12 protein-coding genes are annotated in these 13,311 nt (G+C 71.7%); all 12 read right to left on the bottom strand.

What is annotated here, in order from left to right; all coding sequences use genetic code 11:
* Positions 1 to 14: 14 nt before the first annotated feature.
* Positions 15 to 1,271 carry a phenylacetate--CoA ligase family protein gene (locus ACGFWJ_RS04275; RefSeq protein ID WP_392945036.1) on the bottom strand — a complete coding sequence of 419 codons (1,257 nt, stop codon included), beginning with the start codon at positions 1,269 to 1,271 and terminating at the stop codon, positions 15 to 17.
* Between the two features lie 17 nt (positions 1,272 to 1,288).
* Positions 1,289 to 2,128, bottom strand: a complete 840-nt coding sequence (locus tag ACGFWJ_RS04270; protein ID WP_392945033.1) for an SDR family NAD(P)-dependent oxidoreductase — start codon at positions 2,126 to 2,128, stop codon at positions 1,289 to 1,291.
* Positions 2,125 to 3,408 carry an MFS transporter gene (locus ACGFWJ_RS04265; protein WP_392945030.1) on the bottom strand — a complete coding sequence of 428 codons (1,284 nt, stop codon included), beginning with the start codon at positions 3,406 to 3,408 and terminating at the stop codon, positions 2,125 to 2,127. Before ACGFWJ_RS04265 ends, ACGFWJ_RS04270 begins: the two co-directional genes overlap by 4 nt.
* On the bottom strand, positions 3,405 to 4,625 hold the full coding sequence (locus tag ACGFWJ_RS04260) for a phenylacetate--CoA ligase family protein (protein ID WP_392945027.1): 1,221 nt from the start codon (positions 4,623 to 4,625) through the stop codon (positions 3,405 to 3,407). The genes ACGFWJ_RS04265 and ACGFWJ_RS04260 overlap by 4 nt, the downstream gene beginning before the upstream one ends.
* A complete protein-coding gene (locus ACGFWJ_RS04255) occupies positions 4,622 to 5,620 on the bottom strand; it encodes a RimK family alpha-L-glutamate ligase (protein ID WP_392945024.1) in 999 nt (332 codons plus the stop codon). Before ACGFWJ_RS04255 ends, ACGFWJ_RS04260 begins: the two co-directional genes overlap by 4 nt.
* A complete protein-coding gene (locus ACGFWJ_RS04250; protein WP_392945022.1) occupies positions 5,617 to 7,047 on the bottom strand; it encodes a KamA family radical SAM protein in 1,431 nt (476 codons plus the stop codon). The genes ACGFWJ_RS04255 and ACGFWJ_RS04250 overlap by 4 nt, the downstream gene beginning before the upstream one ends.
* On the bottom strand, positions 7,047 to 8,810 hold the full coding sequence (locus ACGFWJ_RS04245; protein WP_392945019.1) for a class I adenylate-forming enzyme family protein: 1,764 nt from the start codon (positions 8,808 to 8,810) through the stop codon (positions 7,047 to 7,049). The genes ACGFWJ_RS04250 and ACGFWJ_RS04245 overlap by 1 nt, the downstream gene beginning before the upstream one ends.
* Before the next feature lie 121 nt (positions 8,811 to 8,931).
* Positions 8,932 to 10,302 carry a flavin monoamine oxidase family protein gene (locus ACGFWJ_RS04240; protein ID WP_392945016.1) on the bottom strand — a complete coding sequence of 457 codons (1,371 nt, stop codon included), beginning with the start codon at positions 10,300 to 10,302 and terminating at the stop codon, positions 8,932 to 8,934.
* A complete protein-coding gene (locus ACGFWJ_RS04235; RefSeq protein ID WP_392945013.1) occupies positions 10,299 to 10,586 on the bottom strand; it encodes a phosphopantetheine-binding protein in 288 nt (95 codons plus the stop codon). The genes ACGFWJ_RS04240 and ACGFWJ_RS04235 overlap by 4 nt, the downstream gene beginning before the upstream one ends.
* A 203-nt stretch (positions 10,587 to 10,789) precedes the next feature.
* Positions 10,790 to 12,310: an AMP-binding protein gene (locus ACGFWJ_RS04230; protein ID WP_392945011.1), complete on the bottom strand. Its 1,521-nt coding sequence runs from the start codon at positions 12,308 to 12,310 to the stop codon at positions 10,790 to 10,792.
* A gap of 578 nt (positions 12,311 to 12,888) precedes the next feature.
* The gene (locus ACGFWJ_RS04225; protein WP_392945008.1) at positions 12,889 to 13,065 is read right to left on the bottom strand and encodes a hypothetical protein; all 177 of its coding nucleotides are present in this window, start codon (positions 13,063 to 13,065) and stop codon (positions 12,889 to 12,891) included.
* Positions 13,065 to 13,301, bottom strand: a complete 237-nt coding sequence (locus ACGFWJ_RS04220) for a hypothetical protein (RefSeq protein WP_392945005.1) — start codon at positions 13,299 to 13,301, stop codon at positions 13,065 to 13,067. Before ACGFWJ_RS04220 ends, ACGFWJ_RS04225 begins: the two co-directional genes overlap by 1 nt.
* Positions 13,302 to 13,311 lie beyond the last annotated feature (10 nt).

Raw genomic sequence — 13,311 nt, 5'->3', positions numbered from 1 at the left:
GGGGCCCGGTCGCGTCAGTGGGCGGGGCGTTCGTCGATGACCTGTTGGAGTTTGCCGGTGCGGGGGTTGGTGGTGAGTTGGGCGCGGGGGACCCATTCGATCTGGAGGGGGTGGATGGCGCCGATGGCGGTTTCGTCGGCGTAGGTGGGGCGGGCGTCGAGGACGGCGCGGCGGAGGGTTTCGGTGAGGGTGGCGGGGGGCGGGGTGGTGTGGCCGAGGCGGATGATGAGGCCGTCGCGGTTGTCCCAGCGGCGTTGGACGAGTTGCATGCCGGTGATGTGGTGCTCGGGGTCGTGGGCGAGCAGGACGTCGCGGACCTGCTCGGTGGGCATGGAGACGATGCCGACCCGGGCGCCCTCGGTGGAGCGGCCGAGGAGGCGGAACCGGCGGCAGGAGGCGTCGGTCCATTCGGCGCGGTCGCCCGCGGGGTAGCGCAGGATCGGGACCAGGGTGCGGAACAGGTTGGTGACGACGACGCGGCCGGGGACGCCGGGTTCGGTGATGGGTTCGCCGGTGGCGTCGTCGATCAGTTCGACGACGGTGCGGTTCGGGAAGGCTTCGTGGACGCGCAGGTCGTCCCCGGCGGGGACGGGTCCGGCGACCAGGCCGGCGTCCACGGAGGCGTAGCCGATGGAGGAGAGGGCGGCGTTCGGGAAGGCCGAACGGAGCAGCGGGCGAAGGTCGTTGAAGAGGATGTCGCCGCCGAACAGGATGAGTTCGACCTGCGGGGCGGGCCGGTCCTGCTTGAGCAGGGTCTCGGCGACGGCGGAGAGTTTCATCGGTTCGCCGGCCAGTACGTCCGCGCCGAAGCCGTGGATGACGTCGGCGACGTACTCGTCGGGCGCGGTGGCGATCGGCAGGCGGACGTTGTCGATCGGCGCGTGCTGCAGGGCGTATTCGATGAACAGGAAGCCGCTGTAGAACTCGCCGGCCCGGAACAGGTTGGCGACCTTCTGGCCGGGCTTCAACCCCGCGTCGACCAGGCCCGCGCCGAACGCGGTGACGGAGTCGACGTGTTCCTCGCGGGTCCAGGGGGAGAACTTGGGCGCGCCGGTGGTGCCGCCGGACTTGTAGACGCAGGCGTCGGTGAGCGGGCCGGTCAAAAGCTGGTTGTCGGGCCAGGAGTTGGCGGCCCAGAAGGCGATCTGGTCGATGACGGGCAGGTCGGTGAGGGAGGTGACGACGGCGGGTACGTCGCGGTAGAGCTCGGCGTAGAACGGCGAGTTGCGGCGGGCGTGGTCGACGAGCGCCTGAAGTGGCTTGGCAGGCATATGAGTTGATCCTCAGGCTAGGAAGTGGGGGTGAGGCCGATCCAGTCGTGGGCGAGGCGCTGGATCGCCCGGCCGTCGGGGTCGGCGAGTTTCGCGGAGAGGTAGTCGGCGGCCCACGCGTTGGTGGGGATGCGGAACGGCGGCCGGTCCTCGGCCAGCGCCCGCACCACCGCGTCGGCGACCTCCGCGGCGGGCTGGCCGGCGTTCGCCCAGCTCTTCCCGAGCCGGTCGACGTACGCGCCGAAGGTGTCCGCGTAGGGGCCCGAAGCGGCTTGTACGGTACGGCGGTTGACGTCGGGGAAGTGGCCGAACCGGGTGTCGGGGACGTAGCCGGGCACCACCATCGAGACCTGCACGCCGTGCGCGGCGGCGACGGGGGCGAGTGCCTCCATGAAGCCCTCGACGGCGAACTTGGCCGCGCAGTAGGCCTCGTTGAAGGGCTGGCCGACCACGCCGTGCACGCTGCCGATGGTGAGCAGCCGGCCGCCGGAGGCGCGCAGCAGCGGCATCGCGGCGCGCGAAACGGCCACCGTGCCGAAGAAGTTGACCTCCAGGTTGGTGCGCAGCGCGGCGGAGGTGGACATCTCGAGTGTCGGGTCGAAGTTGGAGATCCCGGCGTTGTTGACCACCGCGTCGAGCCGGTCGAGGCCGGCGAAGCACGCGGCGATGGACTCCTCGTCGGTGACGTCGAGTTGGCGGACGAGGGCGTCGGGCGCGGCGGCCCGCAGCGCGTCCGCGCGGTCGGGCGAACGGACGGTGGCGATCACCGTCCAGCCGGCCCGGCTCGCGGCCGCCGCGGTGGCCAGCCCGATGCCGGACGAGCAGCCGGTGATCAGCAAGATCTGACGAGCCGTCATGAGGCGGCCTCGGCAAGCTCGGTGACGCTGTCGGCGGCCTTCGGCAGGTCGGCGTCCATCCGGGCCTGGACGCCGAGCGCCGGCAGGAAGGAGCAGGCGGCGAGCAGGGTGCCGCCGACCATGGTCCAGCGGGTGGCGTCGAGGATGCCGAGCGGGCCGGTGAGCAGCGAGACGGCGAAGCCGCCGGCCAGTGCGGCGAGCGGGATGACGCCCCAGGTGGCGGTGCGGAACGCGGCGTGCATGACGCCCTGGTGCTGCGCGGACATCCGGGACTGCCGGGCGGGCGCGGAGCACACGTTGATGCACGACATGAAGAAGCCGTAGCAGCCCATGGTGACGGCGATGACCGGCCCGGCGGGCAGGGCAGGTGCGGCGAGCACGCCGAGGCCGACCAGGCAGTGCAGCAGCAGTGCCCAGGCCATGGTCCGTCCGATGCCGAGGCGGCCGCTGATCTTCGGGGCGACCAGCGCGCCGAGCAGCGCGCCGACCGCGCCCGCGGACATCGCGGCGCCGAACACGCCGACGGTGACGTGCAGGCCGCGGTAGGCGAACACCGGCAGCACGGTGACGAACACCGGCCCGCCCGAGTTGAGGGTGACGGCGGCCAGCACCACCCGGCGCAGCACCGGGTCCTGCCAGTTGAGGCGGAAGCCGAGGGTGAGCCGGCGCCACACCGAGCCCTGGGCGACGGTGCGGTCGCCCCACGGCTTCATGAAGCGGAAGCAGGCCGCGGAGACCAGGTAGCTGGCGGCGTCCACCAGCAGCGAGGCGGCGCCGAGCGCGCTGTACAGTCCGGCGGCGATGGACGGCCCGGCGACTTCGGCGACCGAGCCGCTGCCCTCCAACCGCGAGTAGGCGCGCACCAGTTGCTGCTGCTCGACCACGGCCGGTACCGCCACCAGGTAGCCGACGTTGAAGAAGATGGTCGCGCCGGAGACGGCGGCGACGCAGCAGAACAGCAGCGGCGTGGAGAGGAAGTCCAGCCAGTACGCGAGCGGGATGATGCCGACGGCGACCAGCCGGATCAGGTCGCAGACCAGCAGGGTGATCCGCTTGTCCCAGCGGTCCACCAGCACGCCGGCCACCGGGCCGAGCAGTGGAATGCCCAGGTACTGGGCCATCGCGACGATGCCGACCTGGAACGCGGACGCGTGCAGCACGAAGATCATCAGGGTGGGGACGACGAACACCGTCACCCGGTCGCCGATGTTCGAGATCGACTTGCCGAACCAGAACAGGTTGAAGGCCCGGCCGAGTTGCTCGGGCGCGTGCAGTTTCACGAGGCCTCCCGGACCACGAAGCTTGCGGTCTTCCCGGTGCGGTCGTTGCCGACCAGCGCGTCCACCACCCGGACTCGGACGTGCTCCGGGTCGTGCACGAAGGCGGTGCTCAACGTGAAGGTGGCGGACAGCAGTTCACGCCGCAGCGCGTCCGTGTCGGGCTCCGCGCCGGCCGCCGTCAGCAGCAGGACGTCCACCTGCTGGGCGCGCCCGCCCTGTTCGGTGATCACCACCTGGCCGCGGGCGACGCCCGGTTCGCGTTCCACCCGGGCGAGCAACTCGTCGATGTGCAGGCCGAGTCCGCGCACCTGCACGACATTGTCGCGGCGGCCCAGCACCCGCATCGCGGGGCCCGGCCGGCCGCACGGGCAACTGGTCAACTCGCCCGCGTCGCCGGTGCGGTAGCGCAGCACCGGGTTGAGCATCGTCGGGTCGAGGGAGGTGAAGTCGAGCAGGCCGTCGTCGCCGACGTGCACCAGCTGGTGCGGGAAGGTGTGGAAGGTGTCGGCCGGGCATTGCGGGGTGTTGGAGCCCACCACCCAGGTCTCGGTGGAGCCGAACATGCCGTGCCGCCGGGCCTTCGGTGCGACGACCGCCAGGTCTTCCTCGAGCTGCGGCTGCCAGGCCTCGCCCAGCCACAACACCTTGCGCAGCGACGGGAGTTCGATCCCGGCGGCGCGGGCGTGCGCGAACCACAGCCGCAGCACGCTCGGGGTGCCGCCGATCGCGGTGACCTTCCGGTCGGCGAGGAAGCCCAGCCACTCCGGGTACTCCTCGCGGGTCACCGACCCCAGCGCGATGATCCGGCAGCCGGACAGGTCGGCCAGGCCCGCCGCGAGGAAGTGCGCGCCCCACATCCGGCCCGCGCCCCAGGCGTTGACGAAGATGTCGTCGCGGTCCAGCGGCTGCCAGTGCTCGAACACCTTCGCCATGTAGAACCCGGTCGGCGCGTACCCGACCTTCGGGGCGCCCGTCGAACCGCCGCTCTGGAACAGCCAGGTGGCGCCCTGCTCGGCGGACGGTTCCAGGTGGGCGAGCGCCGTGTTCAGGTCGTCCTTGGCCAGCGGCGGCAGCGCCGCCAGTTCCGCGAGCGTGGTGGGCTCCTGCGCCTGGGCGTACCGCTCGCCGAACTCCGGGACGCCACGCAGCAGTTCGAGAGTTCGGCGGGCCACGGCCAGGCCGTCCGCGGCCTGCTCGTCGGTCAGCGAGAAGCTCATCGGCCGGCACCCCCGTGGGCGAGGAACGCCGCGTGCGCGTCCCGGTAGGCCGCGAACCGGGCCCGGGTGACGTCCCGTTGGACCGAGCGGTCCGGGTCGTCGAAGTCCGGGGCGATCACCCCGTCCGGCTCCAGCTCGGAGAACCAGAACCGCTCCCCGTCGTGCAGGAAGTCCACGCAGAAGAACGGGATCGGCAGCTTCTTCGCGAAGTACGCGGTGGCGTCGGCGAGTTCGGCCGGGATCTCGCAGAACTCCATCGAGCCGCCACGGCTCGCGTTCGCCACCGGCGAGCCGTCCTCCGGGGTGCGGCGCAGCACCGCGTACGGCTTGCCGTCGATCACGTACACCCGGTAGTCCACCGTGCCGTCCCCCAGGTAGGGCTGGGCGACCAGCGTGGTGTCACCGCCCTGGGCGAGACTGGCCAGGCCGCGCACGTCCTCCGGCGAGCGGGCCAGGCAGATCCCGCCGCCGCCGCACCAGCCGGCCGGCTTCACGATCGCCGGGAACGTCAACTCGCCCAGCGCCACCTCGTACTGGTGCTTGGAGACGTCCCGGCCGGAGCCGATCCGCACCGACGGGATCGGCGGCACCGGCGAATCCGCGAGGAACAGCATGGTCGCCAGCTTGTCGTTGCCCAGCAGCGACACCTGCGCCGGGAACGGCAGGTAGAACCCCGCCTGCTCCAGCACCGTGCACAGGGCGAGCTGGTTGAACACGTCCATCGACTGGTACGGCAGCGAGTACAGCGCCGTGATGAACAGAGTGTCCTCGGGCGTGACCAGTCGGTCGTCCACGTACACCCGGGGCCGGCCCGGATCGGTGCCGTCCACCGTCACCGCCTCCGGGGCGTGCCGGGACCACTCCATCCCCATTCCGGCGGCGACCTCCGCGAACATGTCCCAGAAGTAGTGCTTCCACATCGCCCCCGACCGGGTCGACTCCCGGTCCGGGAAGATCCAGCACATTCGGCGCAGCGGCGCCGGCACCTCGCTCACGAGTTCTCCAAGAGGTCCACTGGTTCCGGAAGTTGTGCGCCATCGGCGCGTGCTGCCTGCTCCGCCCACCAGGCACGGCCGTCCGCCGGCAGGGTGTCCACCGGATCCACGTACGGATACCGGCGGCTCAACCAGCCGTCCCCGCCGAGTGCTTCGAGCGGGCGGAGCTCAAGTGCGGTGCGGTAGTTCTTGGTCCAGTACGAGATGCCGCGCACCCGGTCGTAGCCGACCGCCTGGTGCACCCAGCGCTTGCCGACGTGCGGCACGTCCGCGACGAGCCGCGGCGTGGCGTACCCCGGCAGGTAGCCGAGGATCGCCTCCTGCAGGCGCTGCGCCTCGGACAGCGGCAGCCGCCAGTGCTCGGCGTTCGGGATCACGTCGCACAGGTAGAAGTAGTAGGGGAGGATGTTCGCCTCTCCCTGGAGGGCGAAGCACAGGTCGAGCAGCGCCGCCGGGGTGGCGTTCACGCCGCGCATCAGCACGCCCTGGTTGCGGACGTCCCGCACGCCCGCGTCGAGCAGCGCCCGCGCCGCCTCGGCGACCAGCGGGGTCACCGAGGAGACGTGGTTGGCGTGGGTGTGCACCGCCAGGTTGACCGACCGGCGGGCGGCCAGCCGGGCCACCCGCTCGACGCCCGCCAGCACCTTCGGCTGGAGCCAGTGCTGCGGGAGGCCCACCACCGACTTGCTGGCCAGCCGGATGTCCCGCACCGAGCCCAGCTCCAGCAGCCGCAGCAGGAACGACTCCAGCCGCGGCCACGGCACGTTCGCCAGGTCGCCGCCCGACACCACCACGTCCCGCACCGACGGGGTGCGCTTGAGGTAGTCGAGCATCTGCTCCTCGCGGTCGGCCGGCCGCAGCACCAGCCGCGCCTTGGCCACCTGCGGTGTGGAGCGGCCGACCAGGTCCATCCGGGTGCAGTGCCCGCAGTACTGCGGGCAGGTGGACAGCAGCTCGGCCAGCACCTTGGTCGGGTAGCGGTGGGTCAGGCCCTCCACCGCCCACATCTGCGCCTCGTGCAGCGAATCCCGCGCCGCCAGCGGGTGGTTGGGCCACTCCGGGTGCCGGTCGGAGCGCACCGGCAGCATGTACCGCCGCACCGGATCCGTCAGGAACGCCTCGGTGAACGCCCCGGGCTCCAGCGCCGCGTCCGCCGCCATGGTGTTCAGCATGTGCGGCGGCAGCAGCACCGACATGGTCGCGAACTCGGCCTGGTCGGCGGCCAGTTCACGGTAGAACCGGTCCTCGAGGAGAGACCCGAAAACCTCCCGCAGCTGCCGCTCGTTCTGCACGCAGTGCGCCCGCTGCCACTGCGCGTCCCGCCACTGCGCGGCCGTCACCTCCCGCCAGCCGGGCAGCCGCCGCCAGTCCGGTTCGACCAACTCCCGCCGCACGTACTGGTACGGCTGGGCCAGCTGACGGTCCATCAGGAACGCGCCGGGGAAGGTGCCGAGGAGGTGATCGAGGAGGTGATCGAGGAGGGGGCCGAGGAACCTTCGGCGAACTGGAGGAGCCCGGCGTGCCGGGTGCGCAGCTCCCGCTTGAGCACCTTGCCGGTCGGGCCGAGCGGGAAGTCCAGGGCGTTGGACGCCACTTGGAGTGCCGCCAGCTCCGCCAGCCCGGCCTTCGCCAGCTCGGCGTTGGCCGCCTCCAGCAGCCCGTCCGCGCTCGCCCCGTCCTGCAGCCGCACCACGGCGATCGGCCGCTGCCCGCCGTCCGGGTGCGGCACGCCCACCACCGAACAGTCCTGCACCCACTCGGCGCAGTCGGCGAGCAGCACCTCCTCCAGCGGCAGGCTGTACACCGGCCCGTCCAGGGTGTCGATCACGTCCACCGTCCGGTCCAGGTGGAAGAACCGCCCCTCGCCGTCCCGGTACGCCACATCGCCGGTCAGCCAGTACCCGTCGCGCCGGAACGACTGCGTCAGGCGCTCGTTGTTCCAGTACCCGGGCGTGATCGACGGCGCGATCACGGCCAGCAGGCCCACCGTGCCGTCCGGGACCTCCACACCGTCCTCGTCCAGCACCGCCGCCCGCTCCACCACCTCCGACGGCTTGCCGACGCAACGGTCGGCGCGGCCCGTCTCCGGCGAGGTGACCTGCCCGAACAGCGCCATGCCCATCTCGGACGAGCCCAGCCCGTCCACGAACTGCGAACCGGGCAGCGCCGGTTGCTCGGCCCGTTCCTGCGGCAGCAGCCACGGCCGGATCAACCCCGCGGGGCGCTCGCCGAGTTGAACGAGGCGGCGGATGTGCCCGAAGTGCGCGCTGTCGCCGGTGTTGAACCAGGAGTGCACCTTGGACGCGCCCTCCACCGGCAGCTCGCCGGTCGCCAACTCCACGAAGGTGCGCGGGAACGAGGCCACCATGGTCGGCCGGAACGCCTCCATCACCGGCTCCACCGTGACCCGCCGCCAGTCCGCCATCACCACCGTCGGCAGACCCAGCAGGGTAGCCGTCAGGAAGTAACTCAGGCCCCCCGCATGGGTGTGCGGCATCAGCGACATCAGCCGGTCGGACGGCTCCGCCGGGAAGCGCACCATCCGGGGCTGCTTGCCCTCCCAGAACTGCCGGTGCGCCAGGATCGTCGACTTCGGCGTGCCCGTCGTCCCCGAGGAGTGGATCAGCGCCACCACGTCCTCGGCCGCGTGCTGGTACGGGTACCCCTCCGGCAGCGACGACGCCGCCACGTCGAACGCCTGTACCTCGGCCGTCAACGACAGGAAGCGCGGCCGCAGTTGCGGATCCTTCCGGTACGCCGAAGCCAGCCGGGTGGTGTCGTCCGCGACCACGCCCACCACGCCCACGTGGCTCAGGTAGCGCACCATCACGTCGTGTCGCATCGCGTCGTTCACCAGCGCCGGCACCGCGCCCAGCGCGGTCAGCGCGAAGAAGTGCAGCAGCGGCTCCAGGCCCTCGGCGATCACCACGCCCACCGGCTCGCCCGGCCGCACCCCGTTCGCGTGGTACCAGGCCGCGTACCGGTCGCGCAGCGCCACCAGATCGAGCAGGCTGTGCCCGCGCAGCACCACCTGCCCCCGGTGGTCCAGCCGGTGGCTGAACGCGAACGGAACCGCACGGTTGGGATTCGCCTCGACCGCCCGGTCGAGGAAGTTGCCCGCACCCAGGGTCGGGTCGGACATGAAGCGCTCTCTGACGGCGAGCGGCGCGATGGATGTCTGATCGCTCATGGCGGCCTCCGGTCTCTCCGGTCTTCCGAAGCAGGACTCGATGCCCGGACACGCCCTCGTGAAGCGCGCACCGGGCCAGGGAAAAGGGGTCCAACTGATCACTGGGTGACGCGAGTTGCGCCTACTGGCCGAGAAGCTCGGCGACCACGCGACGGCCCGATCGGATCGCGCCCTCCAGCAGGCCGAAGAACTCGGTGCTGGTCTCGGTGCCCGCGAAATGCACCCGGCCGTGCGGCGTCGTCAGCGTCGGACCGAGCGCCGACCAGTCACCGGGCCCGAGCAGCGCCGCGTAACAGCCCCTGCTCCAGGGCTCGTTGACCCAGTCCGTGACATGGAACGCGAGCGGCTCCGGCAGCATCGGAAACAGCCGGGATGCCTGCGCGACCGCCGCCGCGCGCTGTTCGGCAGGCGGCAGAGCGGCGAAACGGTGCGCCTCCGCACCCGTGACGAACCCGGTCAGCACGCCCGGCGACCCCTCCGGCGGAGTGTCGTCCACCGTGGACAGCAGCGGACCGGCCGCGTTCACCGACCACCCCGACAGGCCGTGCGCCCGCCACACCGGCTCCGGGAACACCAGGTTCACCTTCACCGCACACCCGCGCTCGGTGCGCGACGCCGCTCGCGGGGACGGCAGTCGCGGCTCGAACCCGATCGCGTCCGCGAGCAGCGGCGGCACCGCCACCACCACCGCCTCCGCCCGGTAACTCCCCTCGGGCGTACGGACGATGGCCTCCCGCTCGGTCTGCTCCACCGACAGCACCGGCTCGTCCGTGTGCAGCAGCCCGCCCAGATCCAGCAGCCGCCCGGCCAGCCGCTCGCACAGCCGGTGCGAGCCGCCCGCCACCCGGTCCTGCTGCGCGCCGCCCTCGAAGGCGTTCAGATAGCGCAGCCCACCGCCCGAGCGCAGGTAGAACGCCATGTGCAGCACGGAGATCTTCGCCGGGTCGGCCGCCATCATCTCGCCGAGGAACAGCGGGAAGAACAACTTGGCGTCCGGGTGCGACAGTTGCTGCTCCGCCCAGTCGGCCACCGTCATCGCGTCCAGCCGCTCGGCGTCCGGCGAGAGCCACGGCGCGTCCGGGCGGACGGCGGCCGTCAACTCCTCCAACCGCTCGAACAGATCGCCCAGTGCGACGGCGCTCAGCGGCGGGAACCGCCCGTCCCGGGTGGCGTCCGCTTCCTCGCCCGCCAGGGCAAATCGGCTGGCGCCCCGCATGGTGGTCGGCGCGGTCTTCAAGTCGCAGGCGGCGAGCAGGGCGTGGAGCTCGGTGTGCAGGTCGCCCAGGTAGGCCGCGCCCGCGTCGATCCACCGCCCCGGCGCCACCTCGATCCCGCGCGTACGCCCGCCGACCTGGTCCCGGGCCTCCAGCACCGTCACCCGCACGCCCTGGCCGGCCAGTTCGACCGCCGCCGTCAGGCCGGCCAGTCCCGCGCCGACCACGATCACCGAACGCGGCGCGGGCCCGGTCTCCGAGTGGGACGCGGCGCTCACCGGGCCGCCGCGATTCTCTCCGCCGCGACGCGGGAGGCGAGACCGGCCGGGGTCGGGTCGGCGAGGAAGTCCTCGAAGGTCAGCTCGACGCCGTGCTCGCGGGCGACGGCACTCAGCACCCGGGTGGCGATCAGCGAATCGCCGCCCAGGAGAAAGAAGTTGCCGTCGGCCGGGACGTTGTCCAGCTCCAGGATCCGGCAGAAGACGGCGACCAGCGACTCCAGCTGGTTCGCGGTTGTGGCATCGGCCGGGGCGGGTGCGGTGACGGGCATGTCGAGGCTCATCGGGGGGGGGTCTCCTTCGACCGGTGCGGGGTGCGCGTGGTCTGGCGGGGCCGGTGGTGCCGGCGGTGCTTGGGTGTGAGGTGCTGTGCGTGGCGCTGTCGTGGTGCGGTGCGTGAGGCGCGACGGAGTTGCCGGGTCAGGCGATCTGACGGTGCGTCAGATTCATGAGCAGTCCTCCGGCGCGTGCGGGGAGGGAGGGTGGCTCAGCGCGGGGCGGTGCTGTGCAGGCGGTGTGAGGCGGCGCGGTCGACCTTGCCGCTGGCGGTGCGGACCAGGTCCGGCACCACGGTGATCCGGCTCGGGACGAGGTGGCCCGGCAGGCGTTCCCGCAGGTAGAGCAGGAGTTCGGTGGCGAGAGCGGGGTTGGGCCCGCCGGTGCGCGGGACGACGTACGCGACCAGGGCGGCCCGCCCGGCCAGCGTGGTGGCGGTGACCGCTGCCGCGCCGACCTCCGGGTGAGTGCCCAGTCCGGCCTCCACCTCCGCCGGATCGACCCGGATGCCGCGGATCTTCACCTCGTGGTCCAGCCGCCCCAGCGGGGTCAGCACCCCGTCCTGGTCGCGGGCCGCACGGTCGCCGGTCCGGAACCAGCGCTGCCCGTCGCGGAGCACGAACCGTTCGGCGGTGGCCTCCGGCAGCCCCGGGTAGCCGGTCGCGACGGCGGGCCCGCCGATCAGCAACTCGCCGTCGGACGTGAGCAGTTCGTCCACATGGGGGAGTGGCCGTCCGATCGGCGCGCGCTCGGTGGGATCCCAGGCGCGGCCCGGCTGTCGGGTGCGCGGGCCGAGCAGGTCGACGGCGTGCGTGATCAGGGTGGTCTCGGTGCAGCCGTAGGTGTTCAGCAACCGGATCCGAGAGCTGCTCTTCAGCCGGCTCCAGTCCGCCAGCCGGGCCGGGTTGGCGGCCTCGCCGCCGATCACCACCAGCCGTACGCTCGGCGGCAGTTCGGCGCCTTCACCGTCCTCGGTGAGGTGCAGGACCAGCTCGTGCCAGAACGCGGTGGGCAGATCCAGCACGGTGATGCCGCGCCGTTCGACCATCCGTAACAGTCGGGCGAACGACGCCGAGTGCGCCTCCGGATCGAACACCAGCCGGCCACCGGCCGTCAGCGTCGGCAGGATCTCCTCGAAACAGGTGTCCCAGTTCAGCGAGGCGAACTGCAACACCCGGTCGTCCGGCCCGACTTCGATCAGGTCGCGCAGCGATCCGACCGCGGCCGAGATCGCCCGCCGCGGCGTCACCACCGGCTTGGGCTGCCCCGTGGACCCGGAGGTGAACAGGACGTACGCGGGGTCGTCGGGCGCGACGGCCGTTGCCGTCCCTGCGGCCGGTTCGTCATCCAACTCGAGGTACGGAAGCCCGAGTTGATCGGCCTGAGCGCCAGCCCCGCGACCGGCCAGTAACCGGCAGCCGGCCACCTCGACCATCCGCTGCTGCCGCTCAACCGGGAACCCCGGGTCGAGCGGCACGTACGCACCGCCCGCCATCAGGATGCCCAGAAGCGCCACCGCGGTGTCCGGACGATGCCCGGCCGACACCGCGACCGGCCCCGGCCGGCCACCCAGCCGATCGGCCAACCGCTGTGCAGATAACGCGAGTTGCTGGTAGCTGAGAGTGTGCTCGGGAGACTCGATCGCGGCTCGCTCGGGCCACCGGAGAACGGTTTCCGCGAACGCATCCAACAGATCGGAGCCCGATCTGTTGATGCCACCGTTCTTTGACATGCGCGCTCCAAGATAAATGCCCAGAGGTGCCCGTCCGTGCTTCGGCGAACCGGGACTCTACCTCCAGCCCCCCGGCCCCACAATGGTTGTTGAGTCGATTTCCCAAGAGACCTGTAACTGAACTGTGAACTCCCCGCGCCCAGACCTTGATCACCGTCCGTGATCAAGCCCCCCAACTGGTGCCGACCGTCTCGCGACCCCTGTCCGGGGGCATTCGGGCGCTGGTCCAGTCCACCGCGCGACGGTGCGCGGGCGCACCCGTGATGCCGGGTCGGCCTGCCGCGGAATGCCCCCGAATTGCGGCCCGATCCGATAGCGCCCCGCCCCGAATCTGCCTGCTTTGCCTCCGCACGAACGCCGGCCCGCCGCCCCCCGATTGCACCCACTCGGGAATGGAAAGCCATTACCTGCCGCCGCCCCGGCCGCCCCCAATTCGCCCCGCGCCGGACGCTCGCGACGCCGCCCGCTTGTCAGCCCGACGACAACGGAGCGTCACCGAACGACAGTTCGGCGTCGGCGACACCAGCGGCCAGGCGGGTCGGTCCGAGTGCTCATGCCGGCGGCGGTGTGGTGGCCGTTCATCCGGTCTTCGGCTTGTTCCAGTCCTGCGCCCAGCTCTCCGCCTGTTCCGCAGGCCACAACCAGCGGGCGCCGTACTCCTTCTCATCGCCGGGATCCAGCTGGGTCAACGCGCGGACCAGCGCCGGGCTGTACACGGCACGGACCCGGAAGTTCTCCAGGAATCGGCTCTCCATCACGATCCGTATGTACCGGTGCGGCTGTTGCTTTGGTGACGTCCCGACACAATGACGCGTTCGCCTCCGTCGCCCCAGACCGGCGGCGCGATCCACACCTTCGCCCCCGGCGCGAAGTGCTGCAGCCCCCGGCGGATCTCCAGCCCACCGTGGCCGTGACTGGTCTCCTGGGCGACATTGGCCACGACACAGATGCCCAGCGGCTCCGGTCCGGTTGCACTTTCCATGGTTTCCATGATCGCCCAG

The organism is Kitasatospora sp. NPDC048407, assembly GCF_043200475.1.
Lineage (GTDB): Bacteria > Actinomycetota > Actinomycetes > Streptomycetales > Streptomycetaceae > Kitasatospora.
Note: the sequence above shows the minus strand (reverse complement) of the source record. Positions and strands in the feature narration are given on the sequence as shown.